Raw genomic sequence first — 24,987 nt, 5'->3', positions numbered from 1 at the left:
ACCACCACAGGCCATAGGCAAGTTATTCCGGCATTTTATACTATTTCAGCATTAATTTAACCCAAACTATCAGGAACAATATCGAGCGATGCCTGCGGGGGGTGGAGCGATCGCACTTTTTCTGCTAGAATTTACGCTTTCTCCCTTTCCGCTACTAAGTAGCCATCATGAACTGCGTACACCAGGACACATGAAAAACTTCTTATTCCCCTCATCGCTTGCGGGGAGGGGTTAGGGGTGGGGTCTTATTTTCAAGTCAGTTGTGCCTCAATCAGCTATATGACCAGAGCTAGGCACTTTACTAATATTCTGATGATTACCTTGATGCCAAGCAATACCAGCAGTCCAACCAACACGAATACCCTCAATAGCTTCTTGGATATATTTCCATAAAATCTGATTAGCAAGATGATGAGTAAATTTGAGACGCACGATTCTCAGTAAACACCGATAAATCAGGAGTAGACTAAGACGTATGAGCAAAATCGCAATAGGAAGTCTTTTATAAGCGTGTTTTAAGGCGAAGTACGTAGTATTTTTAGCTAGAGAATACCAACAAGTAAGATGCTTTTGATCATAACGATTATGACTAGGTTGAGGATAATGATCCACAACCGTATCACAGTAGTGAATTTCATAACCTGCTTGAATCAAGCGCAAACAAACATCAGTTTCATCTAAAAAATATTCAAAAAATTCATCATAGCCATTAATATTTTCCAGAAATTCTTTACGGTAAGATGAATTTGTCCCCATCAAAGCATTGTACCAAAAACCCTGCTCTTGGTTATGGTTGATAACATCCCCAGAACGAATCGGAATTGTATTACTAATAATATTCGTAATGCCTTGATGATATTGCAGAGGATAATTCAAAGTTGTCATATCTCGCACCGTCCCACCAACACCAGCACATTGATCTCCATATAAAGAGTAAGTTGAGATTAATCTATCTAACCAGTCAGTTGGTGGAATCGCATCATCATCTATAAAAGCAATAATTTTTCCTGAAGATTTTTGTATACCTATATTTCGAGATATACTAAGATTTTTATGACTTGATATAAATAATTTGATGCTAAAATTCAAATCTTTTTTAATTAAATTTAGAATTTCTAAGGTATTGTTATTAGTAGAAGAATCTACAACGATCACTTCAAAATGCTTATAATTGATGTGATTTAAAGATTGAATAGTTTTTTGTAGAGAAGCCGGGCGATCCGCCGTACAAATAACTATAGATATCAATACATTTGTGTTTGACATAGTTGCAATTGTTTTCAATATTGTTAATGAGAGAAGTTATCTTGCACCTACTGATTTATTTACTAAAATGCTCATCTGCCAATATATTTTCACCAACCGATAAAATACTTGCAGACTGTTGAGCAGCAAATTCATTAAACTGATATTTACTTGTACGTAACCTGAATCAGTACAAAAATAAACTTTCTTTGCTAAATTCAAGTAAAATATTTCCGGTTGATAACAGCTAATTATTGCTAAATCTACAGGCTTAAAAAAAGAAGATATGATCCAGATATAAATCTGATGTAATAACTTTTTGGGTGGATACCAAAGAGTTATTTTTTTATTTAATTCTAATTCCTTCCAAGCCTTAATTTGAGAATTTTGGTAATAAATATTAGATGGCACTAATACTTTTGAATTCTCAGTAATAATTTCAGGTAGAGTATATTCTTGATATGGAAGATCATCTGCTATTTTGCCTTTAACTCCCTGGAGAAAATCTTCCAAACCCCACAAATAAATTTCTACCAAAAAAAAACGTGCAGTTAATGAATAATAAATTAACTTTGGGAAAAGTAATCGTAGACGCTTTAATAAAAGTTGTGGTTGATATTTTTGCCAGCAATAGCACAAATTACGCTCATCATAATAACTAATCCAAGGACGATGTTTAAAATCAGGAGAACAATGCCAAACAATAGATGCTGGATGAGCAGCAACAACCCAACCGGCTTGCTTTGCTCTTAAACACCATTCAACATCATCGAAGTGCAAAAAGTAGTTTTCAAATACTCCTATTTGCTGAATTAATTCACGTCTAAATAATAATGATGCCGCAGCACAAATATCTACATCCAAATAAGGTTTATCTGCCAATATTTTTTCTGTAGATAGAATAGGAGAGTTACCCAAGTAAGTTTTTAAATGTGCTTTTTGTGGGTGAAGATGACTGCCTATTTCTTGAATAATCTCCGGTTGTTCAAGTTTTCTAATTTGAGAACCTACCAAGCCTACTTCAGAATAGTTTTGTAAAGTTTCTACTAAAGGAAGCAAAGCTTGATGATCTAATCGCACATCATTATCTAGTAGCCAAATGTAGTCATGATTGAGTTTACTTAAAAACTTCATTCCATGAGAAAATCCGCCAGAACCACCTATATTTTCACCTGTTTGCAGAACCTTGACTTGGGGATACTGTTCTTCAATATAAGCTTGTGTCCCATCAGATGAAGCATTATCAACAACAAAAATATCTAGACATATCCCATTCAAATCTAGTTTATTAGTGTCTTCAATTAGCAAACAAACATCTTTAATTTTGTTCCAAGTGACAATAATAGCTGCGACTTTGGCAATCTTCATAAATTATTTATTAAAATCGATAATACCAATACCCATCCACTCTTCAGCAATATGACTAATTTCCAATATTGAAGCTGATTGACAGTATGATAATTTAAGTTCATTCCAACATCTTCTAGTTCCACCCTCTAAGTGGTCATATTCGGCTGCATTAATATCATGAAAAGCGCAAATTTTTCCATAACGACCTACATTTAAAAAATCCCTTTTCATGCCATGATATGAATGATCAGCATCAATATAAACAACATCAAATTCTGAGCCTATAAAATCAGCAGATGTAGCAGGAATGGCTTTTTTTAGCGGTAAAATAGATGAAAAATAATCCCAATCTCTAAAGTTATCTTCTATATCTACGCAGATATATCTAAAATTTTGGTTGAATTTAGATAAAACAGCACAGCAAAGAACAGAAAAGCCACCATACATCACACCAATTTCTAGAAATGATTGTGGTTTTTTCTGAATACAATAAATTAAAAAATCTACTAACTCTGTGGGAATTTGGAGTGACCCATAATCAGAAGCATTGATATACTGTTGATAAGGAGAATAAAGGCTCCAACCCTGGTATGGACAACCATAAGCTTTTATTTTTTCTAACAAAAAATCTCTATTTTTTAATTCTTCTAGTGAAGAAGATAAGATTGATTCTATGACAATTCTACCCTTCTGTAAATCATATTCTAATGTCTTTTGATTCATGACATTTGGAATATTTTTGTTTTTATTTTCAGAAGATAAATTTTGATTTTCTGACTCAAAGTTGTGATAAAAAAGTTTTAAATTTTCATGTTCTAGCTTCAAATTCTCATAAGAAATGATTAATTTTTGAAAAGCTGTATCTCGATCACGTAGAAAAGCACGTAGAGATTTTGGTATTATTTGTGTAAATGATGTATAAAACAAAGTATTTCTCCTCTAATGATTATTAGTAAACTAATAAATTTGACTAATTCTGTTTTCAAACACTGTGAGAGCCGCAGCAATAACCTGATCCATGTTGTAATATTGATATTGTGCTAATCTACCTACAAATGTTACTGTTTTTAGTTTATCTGCTTCATTTTTGTACTGCTGGAATAACTCACGATTCTCTGGACGCGGCACAGGGTAATAAGGGTCTCCTTCCGCTTGTGGGTATTCGTAGTAGATAGTAGTTTTTGGATGTTTTTGTCCAGTAATATGTTTAGATTCAACTATCCGTGTAAAATCATAATCGTTAGGATAGTTGACAACAGCAACTGGTTGAAAATATTCAACATCATGAGTTTCAAACTCGAAGCGCAATGAGCGATATGGAAGTTTACCTAATTTATAATCAAAAAATTGATCGATTGGTCCAGTATAAATTAAATGGTCAAATTTTAGCCATTTTTCTACTTCCTGAAAACTGGTATTTAGCATAATTTTAATATTGGGATGAGCCAACATTTTTTCAAACATCCGAGTATAACCATGTAGCGGCATAAGTTGATATTTATCACCAAAATAGCGGTTATCTCTATTTGTTCTTACAGGAATACGAGCGCAAACTGAAGCATCTAGTTCATGCGGCCAAAGGTTCCACTGTTTATAAGTGTAATTTTTAAAGAATTTCTCGTATAAATCAGTTCCTACTTTGCCAACTACAGCTTGTTCTGAGTTTTCAATTCGGTCATATCTTTCTCTAACTTGCTCATAAAAATCTTCAATTTGTTGGCTATTAAGATTTAGTCCATACAGTTTGTTAATAGTATTAAGGTTGATAGGAATTGGATATAAGTCACCATCAACTTTAGCTAAGACTTCATGCTGATAAACTCGCCATTGAGTAAACTGTGAAAGGTAATCAATGATTTTTTTGCTATTACTATGGAAAATGTGCGCTCCATATTTATGAATCAATACTCCAGCATTGTCATAGAAGTCGAAAGCATTACCACCAATATGATTGCGGGTATCAATGACTAAAACTTTGCGATCTAGGTGCGTAGCTATACAATTTGCTAGGGTGCAACCGGCAAAACCAGCACCAACAATCAGAAAGTCAAACATTCTATTTTCCATGTTTTTATTTTGGTTATTTTGGTTCTATTTGTAGGTATTTTTCCCAGAAAGCTTGACTGGTAAACTCAGGTAGTGAGGTGATATATAACTTTTTTAGTTTTGGTAATTTGATTAGCATCACCAAGGCTAACCATAAAGCAGATATCAAAACTTGAAAGAACCTAATTCGGGAAAATTTGACTACAAATCCTTCTTGAGTTGGCAAATTGTAATACAAAACTTTTTTAGCTCGAAAAGCATTTAAAGGTCTATTATTAGAAGCTGGAACAATACTATATCCCTTATCGCTAAATGTGTCGTCTTGAAAGAAGAACCAATTTGGTAAAAGATGTCCATTAAAAGTTAGAAGCCTGAAAATTCGATGTAACTTGTTTTCACTTTTTTCTTTACTAGCTAGATATTTACTGTATACAAATGGTAACTCTGAATTTTTAGCTGTTTTTTCCGTAACCTGAGAAACTTCTTTATGCTTATCTTCTGGTTGGTTAGCAACTAGAGCATCAGGCCCTTTGAGAAAGTCAAGAGTTGCTTTGAGAATACTTTCAGCAGTTTCATATCTATAACAAAATAGTTCTTTTAGCAATGGTTTTAAAAACCATTTAATTGCTTTAGTAGTACTAAAATCTTTTTCAAAGTACAGGCTATTAAAAATCATACTATTTCTGAAAAAATAGTATTCTATAGATGGATTATGTTTATGCTCAAATGGTTCATGCCAAACACATATACCATTCAAAATAATAATTTTGTGTTTGATTCTTTTGCAAAATTCAACATCATCCATTTTAATAAAGAAAGGATACGGTAAACCGTAATCTTTGATAGCATTAACTGGAAAGCAGAAAAACCACCACCCACTATAATCAATGTATTCATCTATTTCATTGAATAAAGTATCTTTTAATTTTCTCAAATCTATATTATATTTGACAGGAATAAAACCTTTATCTTTATTCCAATAAGCTCCTTTTTCATTCTGTATGTATTTTTTATCTAATCTCAACATACTACTACCAAGACAGATATCTTTCTGATTAATTACGCTCAAAAAACTCCATGTTCTCTCCAATATTTCTGGCTCGAAGAGAACATCATCGTCCATAAGGATAATATGTGAAAATTTATGTTGCTGCTGTAAAACTTCCAGCATTCCTCTAGCAAAACCGCCGCTACCACCGGCATTTTTATTAGGTATTAAATGAATTATATTACTATCAAATTTCTCTAAAGTATTGCCATTGTCAATAATAAATACTTCTAATTTATCCTCATTACCACGCTGTTCTAATAAATTATTTTCTAATAACTTCATGTTTTTATAAACATAATTCTCCCTTTTATAAGTACAGATGACAACTGCAATTTTGACATTGGTATCAGGCGCTGTTAAAGTATAAAAATACCCTGTGCCAATTTGACATAGATTTTCTAATGCTTCGATTTCCAGGTAGATCATTCCTGTATAGGTGGATATATCGAAGTTGTCTAAAACAGTTATTTCTTCCAGTATTTTGTTATTGATTATCTTCTGTAATAATACAGTTTTAGTTTCACCTAATTTGTCTATATTGTAAATATTGATTTTGAATGATCCTTTTAATTTGAACGCAGCACCTATACTTCTAACCTTGGTATATTCTTTCCAAGTATCCACAGAAAAAGCATTAAAATAGGTATCAAAACTAACGATGCCGCCTATATTTAGCTCTAATATCTTATTTTCATAGTTAAATAAAACTTGAGAATTACTTCTAAAAAATAGTTCTTCAACTGTACAGATATCAGTTTTAGGATAAATAATATTTTGAATATGATTACATATTTCTTTGTGAGTAATGTGATGGATAGTTGGTAATTCTAGTTGGTTAACCATATTTTGTTTGTACTCAACCTTTATTTTATATTGCCTAAAAATCCTCTTCAGTAACTGTTATGCCAAACCATCAGTTGAAATGCCAACAGAATAAACACTTAATTAAAAACCATGAAGTCTGTAGTGATATTACTTTTTGCTGAGACAGTCCAGGTTATATTTTATGCAATATGGATGTATGATTTTGTTTTTATTGTTTCCATGAAGCAGCTAATTTACTTGAAAAAAATAGCTTTTATCAAATGGTTGATGATTTTTTTTACACTAGAGTTATCTATTGATTTATCTCTAGATGTACTGGCTAACTATTTAACCGTAAAAATTGATGAATCTGATGTCGTTTTTGATTCTTGATTTTCTTTGTGCTGCTAGATGTAAACTGATACCTCTATTTTCCTCGTAACGATGCCATGTTACTGAGTAGCAATACTAAAAAGTAACTTCATTGTGAAGAAAGTAAATTGCATTACCTTTGATGTTCTCTAGGTGTCAAAATGGCTGATATTTCCTAAAAACGAGCCGTCTTTGATCAGCGATCGCTCTTTTCATTTTACCAACGCCGTCATTTTGACTTATCAGCCTCCTACTGTGCTGCTTTTTGACTTAAATTTAAACTTTGAGGATATTTGTCATTAGTTATCTATCCCCCCCTGAATCTCTGTGATAACTGAGCGCCAGATTCCGCTACACTGAGACTTGGTTTATTGCATTGTAACTAGACATGGAAATCGGACAGAAAGTTAAGGTGATTCGTTTGCGCGATCGCGTATCCTCTACTATCGCTCAAAAACTAGGAAAAGTCGGCATGATCGAAGGTTATAAAGTCACCGATGGTGCTGGTATTGGTGTGGTGGTGAAGTTTGATGACAACTCAGCCACCTGGTTTTTTGAAGATGAAATCAAACCAGCCTAGTTGAAACAACTTACAGCAGAGGCGAAGAGGATTGGTTGAGTGCTAAGTTGTAATTGAAAAGATAGGCAGTAATTGGAAATCGAGTAATGGCCTTGATACTGACATTTTTAGGCAAAAACGGCATCGCTCGTAGTAAGATAGCGATCGCCGCAGCCAAGTTATTGGCAACACAAGGTAAACGGGTACTCCTAGCAGGACTAGCAGATCCAACATTGCCAATTCTCCTCAATACTTCTCTGACTCCAGATCCCCAGGAAATCTCTCCCAATCTCCAAGCAGTACAGTTTCAAGCATCTGTACTGCTAGAACGCAACTGGGAAGAAGTGAAAAAATTGGAGGCTCAATACCTCCGCACACCTATTGTTAAAGATGTTTATGGGCAAGAACTGGTAGCATTACCAGGCATGGACAGCGCTCTTTTTCTCAATGCTATTCGTGAATATGATGCTAGTGGACAATATGACGCGATTATCTACGATGGTACAGGCGACGCTTCCACCTTGCGGATGTTGGGAATACCAGAATCTTTAAGTTGGTATGTCAGGCGATTCCGGCAATTATTTGTTAACTCCGATTTAGGGAAAACAATTACAGAATCTCCCTTTTTTCAACCCTTAATCAGCAGTCTTTTTAATGTTAATTGGACTACTGATGACTCTCCCCAACCCACTAACCAAATTAATAATTTTCTCGAACGAGGTAAAGCTGCTTTAGCTAATCCCCAGCGTGTCGCCGCTTTTTTGGTGACAACTCCAGACCCCATTGATGTAGCAAATTCCCGCTATCTGTGGGGAAGCGCCCAACAAATTGGTTTAACTATTGGTGGAGCAATCTTGGTTGCTGGGGAAGAAAATATCAATTTATCCGAGGAATTTGCACCTCTACCTGTGACCATAGTTCCTGATGTCTCCAATGGTGAATGGCAACCGCTCATAGATGCTTTACCTAATTTTGTTGAGCAAGCATTACAAGCTAACCAAGCAATTGAAATTGACGTACATAATCGCCAGTTGCGCTTATTTTTACCGGTTTTTGACAAAAAACAAGTCAAGCTCACTCAACAGGGTCCAGAGGTCACGGTAGAAGCCGGAGATCAAAGGCGTAATATCTTCCTTCCCCCAGCTTTAAGTGGTAAACCCATTACTGGAGCCAAGTTTCAAAATAGTTATTTGATAATTTCGTTTGAGGAAGAAGCTATCAGCTAGTTTTCTCTTTTTTCCTACATTTTTTACTTCTAACCTGTAACTTATTAGCTGACTGCTGACCAGTCAAAGCTATTGATCACCCATTACACCTTATGTCTGAATCAACTCCCATTAACCCAAATCCTCAGCCAAATGAGGTTGTAGAATCTACAAATAAAGAAGTAACAATCACAGAAGACCGCAATGCGAAAACTCGGCAATTGCTGGGAATGAAAGGTGCAAGTGCTGGGGAAACTTCTATTTGGAAAATTCGCTTGCAATTGATGAAACCGATTACCTGGATTCCCCTAATTTGGGGTGTAGTCTGCGGTGCGGCTTCTTCTGGTAACTATACATGGACTTTAGAAAATGTCTTGAAGTCTGCCCTTTGTATGTTACTTTCTGGTCCCTTGTTGACAGGTTATACCCAAACCATCAATGATTATTATGACCGGGAAATTGACGCTATTAATGAACCTTACCGTCCCATACCTTCTGGGGCAATTTCTGAAAAGCAAGTAATTAGCCAAATCATTGTTTTACTGTTACTAGGATATGGCGTAGCTTATACTTTAGATTTATGGGCAGGTCATCCAATTCCTAATGTTTTGCTGTTGTCTGTTTTTGGTACTTTCATCGCCTATATCTATTCTGCACCACCATTGAAATTAAAACAAAATGGTTGGTTAGGAAACTATGCTTTGGGTGCAAGTTATATTGCTTTACCTTGGTGGGCTGGCCATGCTTTATTTGGAGAATTGAATTGGAAAATTGTGGTTCTGACTCTGTTCTACAGTTTGGCAGGTTTAGGTATTGCCATTGTCAATGATTTTAAGAGTGTGGAAGGCGATCGCCAATTAGGATTACAATCACTACCAGTCATGTTTGGTGTGCAAACTGCGGCTTTGATTTGTGTAGTCATGATTGACTTATTTCAAGGTTTGGTTGCAGGTTATTTGGTGAGTATTCATGAGAATTTATATGCAGCAATTCTCGTATTATTAATCATCCCCCAAATCACTTTCCAAGATATGTATTTTCTCCGTGACCCCATAGCCAATGATGTCAAATATCAAGCCAGCGCCCAACCGTTCTTGGTATTGGGAATGCTGGTAACAGGTATTGCATTAGGTCACGCCGGCGTTTAACCATCTGGTGCGTTCCTAACGCACCGCTTCATTTACCCCTGCATTGGCAGTGTAGTTAAGAAGTTACCAAATATCAAACTATGTTTATTTTTAAATCTTCATAATTTATCTTGAAAATTTACTTTTACTTTACATTAATAGCCTAAGTCTCTTTTAGGATGGTGGAAGAACATTATTTATGTCACTATCAAGGCGTTTTACACTTTAGTCCATAAATAAGTAAATCATATTGGCATATCATGATTACAACAGCGGCAGATTCTAAAAATTGGCTGCAAAGAAGCCGTTATAGTAATCGGGGTAGTATTTATTTGTTCGCTCCGATGATTAACTTCAATGTGATGGCGGAAGTTGGAGACACTCCCCCCTAATTTTATGTGCTTGTACTTGCTGGGAAATTGAATGAGTAATTCAACAATTACATCTTGATGGTAGTGAGGAGATTTCACACCTACTTTGGCATAGCTTAAACAGATGTAATTGGATTGAAATCAATATTTTGATATTTAGTAACTGAATATCTGAATTATAATAGCTTGTCAAATTGCTAACTTATATGCAGCAAGAGTTAAGAATTTGATGTTGCGTTAAAGCATTAAGGTTCAGTATTCATCAGTTCCGAATTGAAAAAAGTATTGACTCTAATTTCCAAGTAGTACATATAAAAAATAATACAGCAGAATTCAGACGGTTGCAAACTGCTGTAATTGCTGAATTCGCTGGTAAATAAATACAGCATTTCTTGTATAGCTATGTCTAACAATTAAATAATACCTGTATTTAATAGCTTCTAGCTTTAAAAACTTGCCTTGGGTTTTTCAAACATTTGAAAAACTTCATATTAGCCACCTTATTTTTCCATTAATCTGCCATATTAAAATGCAGATATAGGAATATATATGGTACACAGCAAGACTCAGATACAGGATGTATTTACCCTGGCAGTTTACGATTTTGCAAATCTCCAAATTCACAATTTATCTAGGAATAATAAAGCCATGAATAATTTGAAACATTTTTCCAAATTAACGCGGTTTAAACAACTTTTGTTAACTACTTTTTTAGGCGATATTCCCACAATTTTTGGGGGAGTAAAATTACGTAATTTGCTATATCGCACTATTTTTTCTCGGATAGGTGGCTCAGTTTATATTCAAGATGGCGTTGAATTTATAAGTACTGATGCTATTGAAATTGGCAAGGGAGTGTATATTTTTAAAGGTGTTCGTATAGATGGAAAAGGACACGAAAACAATATAATTCATCTAGAAAATGGAGTGATCCTTGAGCATAATGTTGTCATAGGGGCGCTAGATAACACTTGTATCCATATTGGTCAAGATACTTTTATTGGCCCTAGCGTTTGTATTGCTGGCCCTGGAAACATTACAATTGGCAAGCACTGTTTAATTGCAGCCCATACTGGGATATACGCCAATAATCACAACTTTACAGATCTGACGAAGCCAATCAAATACCAAGGTATTACTCGGAAGGGAATCGTGATTGAGGATGACTGTTGGCTAGGAGATGGAGTGAAAGTATTAGATGGTGTCACCATCGGTAGAGGTAGTGTGATTGGTGCTGGTGCTGTTGTTACTAAAGATATTCCCCCATTCTCAGTAGCTGTGGGCATACCTGCACGAGTAATTAAAAGCCGTGATGGTAAAGAACTTCTCAAGTCTACAAAATTACCTCTGTCATCTTCAAATTAAGTTCTTAGAAACCTCGCTTGGGTCATTTTATCCACCTACAGCTGACCATTGGTTAACATCATCTGCAATTGATTTGTAAAAGGAGATAAGAGAATAGATACTTTTTAAGTAAACAGGAATTCTACTCCTAATAAGAAATCTGGGTATCTACCATCTAAAACATAGTAAGAAATTAATTCAATGACTCAAATAACCGAAATATCTACTAATAAGAGACTTCATCTCCCTTATTTGGATGGACTAAGGGGATTAGCATCTCTGTATGTTGTACTTGTTCATGTTGAACCAGCAATCGGGAATCAATTGCCTGAATCTTGGTCACTTTTTGTTAGAGCTATGAAATATGGTGCTTTTAGTGTCATAAGTTTTATTGTCCTTTCTGGTTATGTTTTGATGCTACCAGTAGCGCGTTCTGAAAATGGTCAGTTATCAGGAGGTTTCATAAATTATATTAAGAGGCGGGCGCGGCGAATTCTACCCCCGTACTACATGGTTTTATTTATCTGTCTCCTACTAGCAGCAGTTGTCTTTATTTTCGAGAAATTCACCAGTTTTCAATGGAATGAAGTAGCAGGACTCGGCTCATTTTCACCTAAATTCTCTTTTGTTGATTTCTTGCTTCACCTGCTAATAATTCATAATCTCGACGGTAGCTCATATCTGACCATTAACCCACCTATGTGGACTGTAGCAACAGAATGGCAAACATACTTTTTGTTTCCGCTATTGTTCCTACCTATATGGCGACGGTTTGGATTATTGGTGGTTGTCATTATTGCCTTTTTAATTGGTTTAACACCTGTATTTTTGTTGAATGGATTATTTGAATCAGCTAATCCTTGGTTCTTAGGTATATTCTGTTTAGGAATGGCAGCAGCAGATATTGGATTTTCTCAAAAACCCAAGCTAGTCGCTATCAGAAATTCTTTACCTTGGGGTTGGTTGGCTATTATCTTTACTTGTATTGCTTTTATAACCGAATGGCGACGACTAGGATTGCATATATGGATTAATCAAAGTTTCGCAGGTCTTGCATTCGCTTGTTTATTTATCTCCATAACCAAGTCGATAATTGAGGGCAAACAGCCATCCTTAGTGCTACGGATATTACAACACCCTTTAGCGATCGCACTTGGTACATTTTCCTATAGTCTATATCTAATTCATGGCCCTGTATTAGTTTTGGTACGTTACTTCCTGTTTTACCTGCCAATTTCCCCAGATATGTTTGCAGCAGGATCTTATTTATTAGGTACGGTAATGTCACTGATTATCGCTTATTACTTTTACTTATTCTTTGAGCGGCCATTTATGTCTAGTTTCTTAAAGAAGCGAAAAGCGACAGATGCGGTTAATTGACAAAAACCTTAGACATAATCATGTTAAATATCAAGCCAGCGCCCAACCGTTCTTGCTACTGGGAATGCTAGTAACAGGTATTGCATTAGGTCATGCTGGAGTTTAACCTCCCAGAGGGGTAAGGAAACTTTTTCTCACATTCACCTAAAAATTCCCTGTAATATATCTTTAGTTAGAAGAGATCAATGAGGAGTTAGGAGTTATATTAATTCCTAACTCCTCACTTGTATTCGCAAATGCCGTGTTAAATTTTATATCTTTCCTAATTCAGGGGATACAACCATTATTAATCCCGATTTGCTTTTTCATAGCTTGGACTATGATTATTTTGGTGTTTTTAAATTTATGGACAGCGACAAAAGAGACTGTTCAAACGGCTCAAAAAATGCACAAAATACCCTGTCATAATTGCCAATTTTTTACTAATAATTATCGTCTTAAATGTACGGTAAATCCATACATTGCAAATACAGAAGAAGCAATTGGTTGTAAAGATTATCAATCACATTAATTATCACCTATGGGCTTTCTCTTTGTTGTGGATTATTTGTAAGGGTTTAGCATTGCTAAACCTTTATGTGGGTAAGGGTTATTTTATGTTTGATTAGTCTCTTCTCTCGCGTCGAGACTTGTCATGTTTAAAATCTAAGGGTTACAGAAAATTCTTAAATCCCGATTTAGACAGTTTTAGAAGACTGGGAGATTTAAAAATAAAATATTACAGTACGAATGGAAGCGGATAAATAAACAGCGCGAGTAATCTTAGCGGTAGCGAAATGGGAAAAGGACAGGTAATAAGTTACATAATTAAAGAAACTTAAATAAATAAGTCCTTGATTATGCCTAGCTTAGTGACAAGTAGCTGTAGCAAATATTTCCATCCTCACAAGTTCCTCAACTTTTACTACTAAATTCAAGGAAGATTGAATTTGCTTCTGAAAAGCCAATTTTAGCGTTAACTATCGAGGTTATTGCTAAGGTTTATCAGCGCACACAGTCAGTCTTAACCTTGAATTTATGTAAAAAATAGGGATGACTTATGACTATGGATACTCTCGCTTTTATGACCAAGCTGGAAAATCGGTTTGGTTTCACCCCAGAAGATAAATTTATTCTGAAGTCAAATGCAGATTGGGGACTAGAGATTGCGTCAGAAATGGCAGATTATTTCTATGGTTATCTAGGACGTGATGCAGAAATGAATGCTATTTTAAATCAATCTGAGGGACGAATTCACCGTCTCCGGGAAACCTTCATTCTCTGGTTTCATGAAATGTTTACAGGAATTGATGATTGGGGTGCTGGCTATTCTCAACGTCGTTGGCAAATTGGGGTAGTTCATGTCAAAGTGGGTATTGGTCCTCAGCATATAGTTCCAGCTATGGCCACTGTAGTTCATGAAGTGGGTAAAAAGCTAAAAATCGAAGGTAAATCAGAGGAACTACAAGAGGCTTTAGGTAGAATTTGCATGATTGATTTAGCTTTTATTGAGCAGTCCTATGTAGAAGTTTCTACATCTGCTATCCTCAAAGAAACTGGTTGGTCAGCTGCTTTGTTTAAACGTCTAATTACAACTGGTGCAGCATCCATGTAATAAATGTTAATGACTCATTTCTAATAACACCTTTAAAACACCTTTAGTTTTTGCCTTTTCAAAAGCCTCTAAACCTTGAGAAAGGGGATAATGAGCATGAATTAAAGATTGTACATCTACCTTTCCTGTAGCTAATAAATCCAATGCTGGAACAAAAGGACCACAACGAGAACCAATTAGGGTAATTTCATCTACCACTAAAGAAGACGCATCTAAACTGAGATTTCCCGAATATGTGCTTTTCAAGATTAATGTACCACGAGGACGTAAAGCCCGACGTGCAGTAGAGAATCCTTCGGGATTTCCTGTACAATCAACAGAGATATCAAAATATCTATCAGTGACGCTATCAGCTAAACCAGTTTTAATTCCTCTCGCTGCTAAATTGACTAATTTATCTTCATGTCGTCCTACTACTAATAACTCACAACCAGTTAAAGCTAAAGTTTGAGCTATTAATTGTCCCAATTTACCATCACCAACTACTAAAACTCGGTCATCTTGACATATTTGCACTTGTTCTTGAATTTCCAAAGCTGCGGCTATAGGTTCAGTAAAAGTTGCAGCTTCTGTAGAAACATTTTCGGGGACAAGATGCAAATTTTCAATAGGTAAAGATAGATATTCTGCAAAAGCACCATTACGATTAACAATACCTAAAACTGTCCGATTTTCGCAATGAGTTGGTTGTCCCCGACGACAAAAGCGACAATAACCGCAAGCAGCGTTTATTTCACCGACTACTCTTTGATTAATTAAATTATCTGCACCTTTTTCGACAACACCAACAAACTCATGGCCGATAATGCCAGTATAGGGATAATAACCTTTAATTAATTCCAAATCAGTATTACAAATTCCCGCACGCAAAACCCGCACCAAAGCCTCTCCTTCTGGTGGTTCAGGAATAGGAATATCGGTGCGTAATTGTAATTGGTTATTTTCTAACCACAGTCCTTTCATAATTTTGTTAGTTGTCAGTTGTTAGTTATCAAAATTTTACACTTTCTAGAAAGGGTGTAAATACGGTCACTAAATCTGAATTACTAACAACCATTGTGGGAAAAGAGCGATCGCTATAATCTGTTCCCGGCGATAATGGAAAAGACTCAGAATTCAGAGATACCCACGTACCACCAGCAGCTTGAACAATTACCCAAGCACCTGCGATATCCCAAACCTTCGGTGTAGCTTCAATTCCTCCCAAAACCGCACCAGTCGCAACTGTGAGAAAGTTATAACTAGCAACCCCTAACATTCGCAGTTTACAGGGAAAACCAGGTTGAATTATTCCTGTACTGCGGGAACAAAGGTTAAAAAAGTGATTTTTGCTCGGAGTATCACTACTTGTATGAATAGGATGATTATTTAAAAATGCTCCTGTTGGCGTTGTTAAGCCTGATGAACCCGCCCAAAATCCGTGAAAGGCTTGATTTAATGGTGGCGCGTAAACATAGCCAAAAATGGGCGTTCCTCGATAAAGCAAACCTAGAGAAATCGACCAAATAGGAATTCCTCTGGTAAAGTTGGTTGTACCATCCAAAGGATCGATTACCCAACACCATTCTGTATCAGGAAAAGTTTGATCACTTTCTTCGCTCAAAATGCCGTAACCTGAAAAAGTAGACACAATGGCATCTCTAATTTCTTGATCTGCCCATTTATCTGATTGTGTTACTAAACTACCATCAGCTTTTTGTGAAGCTTGGACTTTGCCAAAATCCTGCATTAATTGTTTTCCCACTCTGGTAGTGGTGGTTTCAGCAAATTCTAAAATCGTATTCCAAAAATCGTTCATTTGTTATTAGTTAGGGAACAGGGAACAGGGAACAGGGAACAGGGAACAGGGAACAGGGAATAGGGAATAGGGAATAGGGAACAGGGAATAGGGAATAGGGAATAGGGAACAGGGAATAGGGAATAGGGAATAGGGAACAGGGAATAGGGAATAGGGAATAGGGAACAGGGAATAGGGAATAGGGAATAGGGAACAGGGAATAGGGAATAGGGAATAGGGAACAGGGAATAGGGAATAGGGAATAGGGAACAGGGAATAGGGAATAGGGAATAGGGAACAGGGAATAGGGAATAGGGAATAGGGAACAGGGAATAGGGAATAGGGAATAGGGAACAGGGAATAGGGAATAGGGAATAGGGAACAGGGAATAGGGAATAGGGAATAGGGAACAGGGAATAGGGAATAGGGAATAGGGAACAGGGAATAGGGAATAGGGAATAGGGAACAGTTAGTAATTACGAATTACGAATTACGTTGGCGGTAGCCTGCCGGAGGCATTATTACGAATTAATCTAAATCACTTTCTAAAACAGAAGCTAAAGCTTGTTTAGTATTGGTTTGAAACTCTGTCACATTAACACGATTCAAAAACCAAATTGATACCAACATTCCCGCAGCTTCTAACGCAAATACCAACCCATAAGCTAATACTAAGTTATCTGGTAACAATCTGCGCCCCACATCTAAAACAGTACCACCAATTACAGTTGCGATTCCTCTAGATATAGATTGAGCAAGTCCCCAAGCGCCAATAAATGTACCTGCGGCTTCGGCAATTGTTAAATCTAGCATTAAACTCACTGCTGCGGTGGTGACAAAACCAGTAGCTAAACCAAATAAAACTAAAGTTGATTTCAGCACAGATGGATTAGCAGAAAATCCTGAAAAACCAAGTAATAAAGCGGCAAATGCTACTAAAATACAACCTAGTTTGATAGTTTTCCGTTTACCCAAACGAGGGACAATGAAAAAACCTGTGATACCATAGGAAATTAGGATGCCTGTTCCATAAAAAACATTGAGTTTGGTACTTTCCGCTAAGGGCATATTAAAGACTTGCCCCGCATAAGGTTCTAAAATGGGATCTTGCATAAACAAGCTAATAGTCATCACCAATAAAAAGGTGAAAAACAAGCCTGTTTGTGGACTAGCTGTTAAGATTTTCCAAGCACCACTTAAAGTAATACTATCTTCCCGGTTTCCCATATTGGAACGATTAAAGAAACGAGAATATTTTTTTTCAACACCTATAGTTGCGATAATTGCTAAACAAAAAACTATTCCGGGAACAATCAGAAATAGTCTATTAATTGCCGCTTGTAAAGTTTCTATGGGTGCGTCTGTAGTTAATTGCTGCAATAAGCTAGAGCTAATAATTGCCCCAACTATAATCCCTACCATTAACATTGACCAAACAATACCGACAACTTGAGAACGGTTGTCTTCTTCGGAGATATCAACTAATAAAGCTGCAAATGCTGTACCACTAGCACAAATAGCCAGTCCATAAACTGCGAAAACTAAACCTAGAACCGCTGTCCAACCGATTGTTTGGGTAGTCCATGTCCACTTATCACCAATATTAGCAGCATTTAACTGCCACATTACTTGTACCGCTAAAAAAGCAGCGATCGCAAATATTCCTGCTCCCACCCATACATAAGCTGTGCGATGATAACCTAACAACGGTTTAGAATCGGACATTTGCCCAAACAAAATCCGCGTTGGTGCTACAAATGAAGGTAATGCTAACACCAAAGCCACCAATGTAGCCGGAATTGCGATTTCCTGAATCATGACTCGGTTAAGTACCCCCAGAGTCAAGATAGACATCATACTCAACCCCATTTGAAACAATCCTAGCCGGAACATGGTCAAAATGTTGACCTTTGGGAGAGCTAGAGATTGATTTTGGTTATTATAAGTATCACCAATTGCCATAGCTGCTTTTTTCTATTGTTTACCAGATATTATCTCTTTTAATCAAAATCTTCAGCTAGAACATCTTGAAGCTAATACCCATTTTATGTGAGGCTGTACAGAATCATAAAATCCATTAATTTATCCGTCTTTATCTGCGTTTATCTGCGTTTATCTGCGTTTATCTGCGTACCCTTCGGGAAGCAAGCTACAATTATTCTGGAAATTTGATTGTATGCGGCTAAAGCCCAAACTACTAACTTTGATAACGCTAGACTAGGAAAGTAAAGAAATGTAAATATAATTTTAGCAAAATGGAAAGCATCACATTAGGAAAAAATGGTCTAGCTGTTCCCCCTCTTTGTATCGGTACATGGGCTTGGGGTGATAAACTATTTTGGAATTATGGCGACGGATACGGGGAAGAACAGTTGCAAGCAGCTTTTACCGCAGCTTTAGATGCTGGTGTGACTTTTTTTGATACTGCGGAAGTTTACGGTTTAGGACTTTCAGAACAGTTGTTAGGAAAGTTCATCAAACAAACTTCCCAAAAAGTGCAAATTGCGACTAAATTTGGACCTTTACCTTGGCGTTGGGATGGTAAATCTGTATCTGAGGCTTTAACCGCCAGTCTCCAACGTCTCCAAGTTGAGAGAATTGAATTATACCAAGTTCATTGGCCTTTCGCTTTCTTTTTAAGTCAAGAAACTCTGATGAATACCCTCGCAGATGAAGTGGCGCGGGGCAGAATCGGTGCAGTAGGTGTCAGTAATTATTCGGCATCACAAATGCAAGAAGCACATAAAATATTAGCTGCAAGGGGTGTACCCTTAGCCGTTAACCAAGTCCGTTATTCTTTGCTAACCCGACAAATCGAAACTAACGGTATTTTGCCAACTGCCCGTGAGTTAGGTGTAACAATCTTAGCTTACAGTCCCTTAGCTCAAGGACTGCTAACAGGCAAATATACCACCGCCTACAAGCCCACAGGTGCAAGAAGCATAGACCCGCAATTTAGTCAAGCTGGTTTAGATAAAATTGCCCCAGTTTTATCTTTATTACGGAAAATTGGTGAAAAATATGGTTGCACCCCCGCTCAAGTAGCCCTTAACTGGTTAATTGCTCAGGGGAACGTTATTCCCATTGCTGGAGTTAAAAACGCCGAACAAGTAAAACAGAATGTTGGCGCTTTGGGTTGGAAAATGACTGATGATGAATTTGGCGAGCTACAAAAAATTACCCGCCCTTGAGACAATTTTAGATTTTAGATTGGCGATTTTAGATGAGGAAAAATCATCAATTCCTATATTTTTAATCCAAAATCTAAAATCCAAAATTGAACTAATCGGTCTATTCTCTGCCTGTGGGTGAGCCTAACTTGCGATTGTTAGGGGTAGGTGAAGATTCACTGCGGCCTGTGCGTAATTTGGGCTTAACACTGCCACGTCTATCATCATCACCGTTGTTGTCTGATTTAGACCAAGATGAACGGTTGCGATTGCCTCCAGAATTGCGCTCTGAGGAATCACCACCATCACGACGCTTGTTGAGCTTGGGTTTGGGGGCTGGGCCTTCCTCTACGGGAAGATCCACCTCTGTTTGCAGCCAAGCGGGACGGGTTTGATCGTAAGCAATTTGTAAAGCAGCTGCTGCGATCGCTTGAGCATCATATTTTTCAATCAATTCACTGATGATTGGTAAAAATGAAGCTAGGCGTTCACCTGTTAAAGCGTCTGCCACCTGCTCTTGCAATTTCTTGATGTGTCTGGCTTCAATTTGCGCTCTTGTCGGAATCGTCAGCACTTGCCACTGTTGGCGGTTATGACGTTCAAATGCTTGTTGCTTGCGCCGTTCAAAGGATTGTACCAAGGAAATTGCTGTTCCTTCTTTACCTGCACGACCAGTCCGACCAATGCGGTGAACGTAGGTTTCGACGCTATCGGGTAAATCAAAGTTGATTACATGAGAAAGCAAATCAACGTCTAATCCCCGTGCCGCGATGTCAGTAGCTACTACCCAGCGGACTTGACGATTGCGGAAACGGATCAACAATCTTTCCCGTGCTTGTTGAGACAAATCACCATGATATTCATCAACACTGTGACCAGCAGCTTGTAATTGATTAGTCAATTCTGCGGCTGTGCGTCTGGTGCGAACAAAGATTAAAGCTGTTTCTGGATCTTCCATTTCCAGAATTGGCTGTAAAGCTTTAGCTTTTGTCCAATGACGGGGGATCAGGTAAGCTACTTGATTGATTTTGTTGGGTGCAGCTTTTGGTTGCTCAACGGTGACTGTTGCCGGAGAGTTCAAAAACTTGTTGACCAATTGACGAATCGATGGCGGCATAGTCGCCGAAAATAAAGCTGTTTGCCGTTCTTTGGGAGCTTGGGAAAGAATTTTGATCACATCATCAATAAAGCCCATGCTCAACATTTCATCAGCTTCATCCAAGACAAACCACTTCACTTGGTCGAGCTTTAAACAGCCTCTGTCTAACAAGTCGATTACCCGTCCAGGAGTACCGACAACCATGTGAACTCCACGTTTGAGTTGCATCATTTGGCGGTCAATTGATTGACCACCGTAAATTGCCAATACTCGCAATCCATCATCACCCATAAATTGGGAAATGGCATCGTGAACTTGCATTGCTAATTCACGAGTAGGAGTTAACACCAAAGCTTGTACGGCTTTTTTGCTAACATCTAGCTGTTCTAAAATCGGCAGCGAAAAGGCTGCTGTTTTGCCGGTTCCTGTTTGAGATTGACCGACGACATCACGACCCGCTAACAGTTGAGGAATTGCTTGGGCTTGAATGTTAGTAGGTTCGGTAAAACCAATTTTTTCTAGTTTGTCAACACGTTCTTGGGAAATACCTAGTTCTTGAAAGGAAAGATTCATTAATTCTCCTAGATTTTATTGTGAGTTTTGGACTTGTAAGCCGATACTTATTTGTAAATTAGGTTTTGGGTAATTGGTAATTGGTCATGGGTAATTAGTAATAAATTATTCCCTATTCCCTATTCCCTATTCCCTGCGACAATTTGACCATATAGGTCGTAGGCATCGGCACTTTGGATTTGTACTGGCACGATGGTTCCTAGCCTAGACTCGCCTTTAATATAGACTTGACCATCGACTTCAGGGGAAAATCTACCGGAACGGCCGATTAATTCTCCACTTTCGGGGTTTTCTTGCTCAATCAGGACATCGACAGTTTTGCCTACTTCCTGCTGATTTTTCTTGAGAGAAATCGGTTGCTGGAGTTCCATGATTCTGTCACGGCGCGCTTCCATCACTTCTGAAGGAACTTGATTGGGTAGACTGTAAGCTGGGGTTTCCTCTTCTGGCGAAAAGGTGAAGACACCCACATGATCAAATTCGTGTCGTTCTGTGAACTCTAGCAAATGCTCAAAATGCTCTTGAGTTTCTCCAGGAAAGCCAACAATAAAGGTTGTTCGCAGCACTGACGATGGTAACGCTGTTTTGATGCGATCAATAATTCCATCATTTACCCGTCCTTGCCAGGGACGGTTCATGGCGCGGAGAATTTCTGGATGAGAATGTTGCAAGGGCAAATCTAAGTAAGGCAGAACATTGGGTGTTTCTTGAATCGCCGCTATCACATCTGGGGTGAGTCCGGTGGGATAGGCATAGTGCATTCTGATCCAAGGTACATCTACTTTCCCTAAAGCGCGGAGCAGTTCCGCTAACTTTGGCTTTCCGTAAATATCCAAACCATAATTTGTAGTGATTTGGGAAATCAGAATAATTTCTTTTACCCCTTGATTGGCCAATTGCTTGGCTTCGGCGACTATAGATTCAATAGTACGCGATCGCTGGTTCCCTCTGAGATAAGGAATAATACAAAATGCACAACGATAATCGCATCCTTCAGCAACTCGCAGGTAAGCTACTCCTTCTGTTGTCGTCCGGTAGCGCGGTGTCGTTTCATCGGCTATGTAGGTTGGTTCGGCGCTAATTAGTTTAACCCGTTCCCCTTGTTCTACCCGCTCTATGACATTGACAATTTTGTGATAATCGCCTGTGCCAACTACGGCTACTGCTTCTGGCAATTCTTCCAATAATTGTTCTTGAAAGTGTTGCGCCATGCAACCAGTAATAACGACTTTTTTATTCGCTTCTGCTAATTCGACTAAAGTTCTGACCGATTCTTCTCTGGCGGCTTCAATAAAACTACAGGTATTGACGATTACATAATCAGCTAATTCTTCATTTGTATCTACACCGTAGCCTGCTTCTACAAGCAGTCCTAACATATGTTCTGTATCAATTCTATTTTTCTCGCAGCCCAGGTGAGAAATGGCAATTGTTGGCTTATCACCCATATTTTGAAAAAATCTCGGTTTTTTTTCTCATTACTCAAACATTCAAGCACTATCTAGGCGTTTTTTTCCCCGCACCTGTATTAAGGACGCAGCAGTGACAGATTTCCACTGCTATTGGCTGTCTGTGGGCGTATGACCCTAATCAATTATGGATATAAAGGTCATGCTATGATATTTTTATTAATCTGTTTCCCAGGATAAATTAAAGTGTCTTTATTTACTTATGACACTCGTAGTATTGTTTAACGATTCGCCTAATGGTATTTTAAACTACCTGAGCGTGTGCGTTGTTAATTTACCCGTCGGGAAGCCGCCCAAAGGGCTGGTTTTGAGAAGTCGCTACCCTCAGGGAAATCGCAATTGCGACTACGCCTATCAAGCAGTAATGCTACCCTATACTTCAGGCTTGGTCTACGACGATGCGCGGACAAGATGCCTAAACCACGGGAAGCTGCCTTGCGTGTTGTGAGTGGCAAACTCCTCTTGTAGCCAGGTTCTATCTTAACATATCTTATGGAAGGTTGAACGGTAATTTCCACCTTCAGAAGGAGGCAATAGAACTAAAAATTCAAATTAGCCTCACAGTATGGCTTGCGCCTCCAAAATTCAAAAAGTTGATGATAGGAGCTTTTAAATGATTTTAAATGAAAAGTAAAGAGTTAAGTAGATTGGCGCAAAAAAAACCAAACTAAGTAAAGAAATATGAACTAGGCTAAAACCCTCTTTCCCTCTGCCCCCAGCAAGCGCAGCCCCCTGCCTGATCCCAACGACGAATATTTACGCCAGATTACTTAAGTGAAGCCTAAAGTTATAAGGAAAATGCCGAAAACCCTTGAAGGTGCGTCCGACTCAGGAGGACACACCTGTGCTTGAGACAAGGGATGAAGGCTAAAAGCAGGATTTATCCTGCATTGACATTTTGTATATGTTGTATAATTAACGATTGTCGAAACCAAATCAAGTTGATTGTTCAAAGTTAAATCAATGCTAGTCCTAGAATACAAAGTTAAAGGTAAACAACATCAATACAACGCCATAGACGATGCAATTCGTACTACCCAATTCATTCGCAATAAAGCGATTAGATATTGGATGGATGCACCACGCGAGCTAAAAATTGATAAGTTTGCCCTGAATAAGTATTCAACAGAACTACGCTCATGTTTTCCTTTTGCGGCCGAGTTAAACTCAATGGCAGTACAATCAGCAGCAGAACGGGGTTGGTCTGCTATATCAAGGTTTTACGACAACACTTCGACAAAGCTCAGTGACCATTGTAAATCTAAAAAATCTGGTAAAAGGGGGTTTCCACAGTTTCAAAAAGATTGTCGTTCTGTTGAATATAAAACATCAGGATGGAAATTACACAAAACCAAGCGACGTATTACTTTTACTGACAAGAAAGGTATTGGTGAACTCAAGTTATTAGGTAAATGGGATATTCAATTCTACGAACTTAAAGATATTAAAAGAGTGCGTTTAATCCGGCGTGCAGATGGATATTATGCACAGTTTTGTGTTGGTATTGATGTTGTAGATATTCAACCAAAAACAGATGAAGAAATTGGGCTAGATGTGGGGATTGAGTCGTTTTACACAGATTCAAATGGGCATCAAGAACCTAATCCTCAGTTTTTGAGAAAGGCTGAAAAATCAATCAAGCATTCTCAAAGACGGATTTACAAAAAAGCAAAAGTTTCTAGCGGTAGAAGAAAGGCTAGAAAACTTTACGCCAAAAAACACTTAAAAGTAAGTAGGCAACGGATTGAACACGCTAAGAAACTAGCGCGTAACGTATGCAAGTCTAACGACTTAGTAGCCTATGAAGATTTACGTGTTTCAAATATGGTAAAAAATCATTGTTTAGCAAAATCAATTAGTGACGCTAGTTGGTATTTGTTTAGGCAATGGATAGAGTATTTTGCTGTGAAATTTGACAAAGTTGCTATAGCTGTAGCACCACATTACACTTCACAGAAATGTTCTGATTGCGGCGTGATTGTCAAAAAATCTCTATCAACTCGTACCCATAAATGTGCTTGTGGATGGCATCTTCATAGAGATACAAACGCGGCAATAAATATTCTTAATCTAGCAAAAAATAGGGGAGGGCATCCCCAAATTAACGCTACAGGAGTTGAAACCACTACTCTGCTTGGTGAGCCAGCGCGGTCTTGGGGGTTTCCCCCATGAGCGACTGGCGTTCGCGCCAGCGTGCCGGAGGCATCACCCGTAAGGGTGTAAACCTGGTTGAGCAAGTTTTGACGGTGAATGTAGAATCCCCGTTTCTTTAGACCGGGGAGTGTCAAAAAATATGCAAGCTGTAAGCATCCCAATGACAAGGGGTTAAAATTTAATAGACTTTTTGTAGAAGTCTGGAAAAGGAGAAGGTGCGTCAGAACGTATTATTGTACGTATAATAAACTCATAAAAATTATACGTAAAGTAATGCTATGTACCCAATTATTCTTG

The 24,987-nt window shown here is 37.8% G+C and carries 21 protein-coding genes; 11 read left to right on the top strand and 10 right to left on the bottom strand.

Features of this window, described 5'->3' with window-relative positions:
* Positions 1 to 267: 267 nt before the first annotated feature.
* The 5 genes from A9Y75_RS13540 to A9Y75_RS13520 are packed head-to-tail and all read right to left on the bottom strand — an operon-like array spanning position 268 to position 6,535.
* Entirely contained in the window at positions 268 to 1,266 is a 999-nt protein-coding gene (locus A9Y75_RS13540; protein WP_071190071.1) for a glycosyltransferase family 2 protein, read from the bottom strand.
* Positions 1,267 to 1,302: 36 nt separating this feature from the next.
* Positions 1,303 to 2,613, bottom strand: a complete 1,311-nt coding sequence (locus A9Y75_RS13535) for a glycosyltransferase family 2 protein (RefSeq protein ID WP_071190070.1) — start codon at positions 2,611 to 2,613, stop codon at positions 1,303 to 1,305.
* A 3-nt stretch (positions 2,614 to 2,616) separates the two neighbouring features.
* On the bottom strand, positions 2,617 to 3,522 hold the full coding sequence (locus A9Y75_RS13530) for a class I SAM-dependent methyltransferase (RefSeq protein WP_071190069.1): 906 nt from the start codon (positions 3,520 to 3,522) through the stop codon (positions 2,617 to 2,619).
* A 30-nt stretch (positions 3,523 to 3,552) separates the two neighbouring features.
* Positions 3,553 to 4,662 carry a UDP-galactopyranose mutase gene (gene glf / locus A9Y75_RS13525; RefSeq protein WP_071190068.1) on the bottom strand — a complete coding sequence of 370 codons (1,110 nt, stop codon included), beginning with the start codon at positions 4,660 to 4,662 and terminating at the stop codon, positions 3,553 to 3,555.
* Positions 4,663 to 4,675: 13 nt separating this feature from the next.
* Positions 4,676 to 6,535, bottom strand: a complete 1,860-nt coding sequence (locus A9Y75_RS13520) for a glycosyltransferase (protein WP_071190067.1) — start codon at positions 6,533 to 6,535, stop codon at positions 4,676 to 4,678.
* A 201-nt stretch (positions 6,536 to 6,736) separates the two neighbouring features.
* On the opposite strand from A9Y75_RS13520, the gene A9Y75_RS28495 reads away from it, so the two are divergent.
* The 9 genes from A9Y75_RS28495 (at position 6,737) to A9Y75_RS13480 (ending at position 14,448) form a co-directional block, all read left to right on the top strand.
* Positions 6,737 to 6,889 carry a hypothetical protein gene (locus A9Y75_RS28495; protein ID WP_177176179.1) on the top strand — a complete coding sequence of 51 codons (153 nt, stop codon included), beginning with the start codon at positions 6,737 to 6,739 and terminating at the stop codon, positions 6,887 to 6,889.
* Between the two features lie 367 nt (positions 6,890 to 7,256).
* The gene (locus tag A9Y75_RS13510) at positions 7,257 to 7,448 is read left to right on the top strand and encodes a DUF2862 domain-containing protein (RefSeq protein ID WP_071190065.1); all 192 of its coding nucleotides are present in this window, start codon (positions 7,257 to 7,259) and stop codon (positions 7,446 to 7,448) included.
* A gap of 86 nt (positions 7,449 to 7,534) precedes the next feature.
* Positions 7,535 to 8,653: an ArsA family ATPase gene (locus A9Y75_RS13505; protein WP_071190064.1), complete on the top strand. Its 1,119-nt coding sequence runs from the start codon at positions 7,535 to 7,537 to the stop codon at positions 8,651 to 8,653.
* Positions 8,654 to 8,745: 92 nt separating this feature from the next.
* Complete coding sequence (gene chlG, locus A9Y75_RS13500) at positions 8,746 to 9,780, top strand: chlorophyll synthase ChlG (RefSeq protein WP_071190063.1); 1,035 nt, start codon at positions 8,746 to 8,748, stop codon at positions 9,778 to 9,780.
* Positions 9,781 to 10,019: 239 nt separating this feature from the next.
* Entirely contained in the window at positions 10,020 to 10,151 is a 132-nt protein-coding gene (locus A9Y75_RS30180) for a hypothetical protein (protein WP_269086297.1), read from the top strand.
* Positions 10,152 to 10,778: 627 nt separating this feature from the next.
* Entirely contained in the window at positions 10,779 to 11,495 is a 717-nt protein-coding gene (locus A9Y75_RS13495) for an acyltransferase (RefSeq protein WP_071190146.1), read from the top strand.
* Positions 11,496 to 11,675: 180 nt separating this feature from the next.
* Positions 11,676 to 12,854: an acyltransferase gene (locus A9Y75_RS13490; RefSeq protein ID WP_071190062.1), complete on the top strand. Its 1,179-nt coding sequence runs from the start codon at positions 11,676 to 11,678 to the stop codon at positions 12,852 to 12,854.
* Between the two features lie 241 nt (positions 12,855 to 13,095).
* On the top strand, positions 13,096 to 13,365 hold the full coding sequence (locus tag A9Y75_RS29615) for a hypothetical protein (protein WP_071190061.1): 270 nt from the start codon (positions 13,096 to 13,098) through the stop codon (positions 13,363 to 13,365).
* Between the two features lie 528 nt (positions 13,366 to 13,893).
* Complete coding sequence (locus tag A9Y75_RS13480) at positions 13,894 to 14,448, top strand: protoglobin domain-containing protein (RefSeq protein ID WP_071190060.1); 555 nt, start codon at positions 13,894 to 13,896, stop codon at positions 14,446 to 14,448.
* Positions 14,449 to 14,454: 6 nt separating this feature from the next.
* On the opposite strand, the gene A9Y75_RS13475 is transcribed toward A9Y75_RS13480, so the two are convergent.
* The 3 genes from A9Y75_RS13475 to A9Y75_RS13465 form a co-directional block, all read right to left on the bottom strand.
* A complete protein-coding gene (locus tag A9Y75_RS13475) occupies positions 14,455 to 15,411 on the bottom strand; it encodes an alcohol dehydrogenase catalytic domain-containing protein (protein ID WP_071190059.1) in 957 nt (318 codons plus the stop codon).
* Positions 15,412 to 15,439: 28 nt separating this feature from the next.
* Complete coding sequence (locus A9Y75_RS13470; RefSeq protein WP_071190058.1) at positions 15,440 to 16,246, bottom strand: inositol monophosphatase family protein; 807 nt, start codon at positions 16,244 to 16,246, stop codon at positions 15,440 to 15,442.
* Positions 16,247 to 16,753: 507 nt separating this feature from the next.
* On the bottom strand, positions 16,754 to 18,187 hold the full coding sequence (locus tag A9Y75_RS13465; protein ID WP_071190057.1) for a BCD family MFS transporter: 1,434 nt from the start codon (positions 18,185 to 18,187) through the stop codon (positions 16,754 to 16,756).
* Positions 18,188 to 18,480: 293 nt separating this feature from the next.
* Here A9Y75_RS13465 and A9Y75_RS13460 point away from each other — a divergent pair, with 293 nt between their 5' ends.
* A complete protein-coding gene (locus A9Y75_RS13460) occupies positions 18,481 to 19,416 on the top strand; it encodes an aldo/keto reductase (protein WP_071190056.1) in 936 nt (311 codons plus the stop codon).
* A 100-nt stretch (positions 19,417 to 19,516) separates the two neighbouring features.
* On the opposite strand, the gene A9Y75_RS13455 is transcribed toward A9Y75_RS13460, so the two are convergent.
* Both A9Y75_RS13455 and rimO read right to left on the bottom strand, forming a co-directional pair.
* A complete protein-coding gene (locus A9Y75_RS13455; RefSeq protein WP_071190055.1) occupies positions 19,517 to 21,067 on the bottom strand; it encodes a DEAD/DEAH box helicase in 1,551 nt (516 codons plus the stop codon).
* 119 nt (positions 21,068 to 21,186) lie between these two features.
* A complete protein-coding gene (rimO, locus tag A9Y75_RS13450; RefSeq protein ID WP_071190054.1) occupies positions 21,187 to 22,515 on the bottom strand; it encodes a 30S ribosomal protein S12 methylthiotransferase RimO in 1,329 nt (442 codons plus the stop codon).
* Positions 22,516 to 23,499: 984 nt separating this feature from the next.
* Between rimO and A9Y75_RS13445 the strand changes: the two genes are divergently transcribed.
* Positions 23,500 to 24,708 (top strand): RNA-guided endonuclease TnpB family protein, encoded by a 1,209-nt coding sequence (locus tag A9Y75_RS13445; RefSeq protein WP_071190053.1) that lies wholly within the window; start codon positions 23,500 to 23,502, stop codon positions 24,706 to 24,708.
* Positions 24,709 to 24,987 lie beyond the last annotated feature (279 nt).

It is taken from the genome of Trichormus sp. NMC-1 (genome assembly GCF_001858025.1).
Lineage (GTDB): Bacteria > Cyanobacteriota > Cyanobacteriia > Cyanobacteriales > Nostocaceae > Anabaena.
Note: the sequence above shows the minus strand (reverse complement) of the source record. Positions and strands in the feature narration are given on the sequence as shown.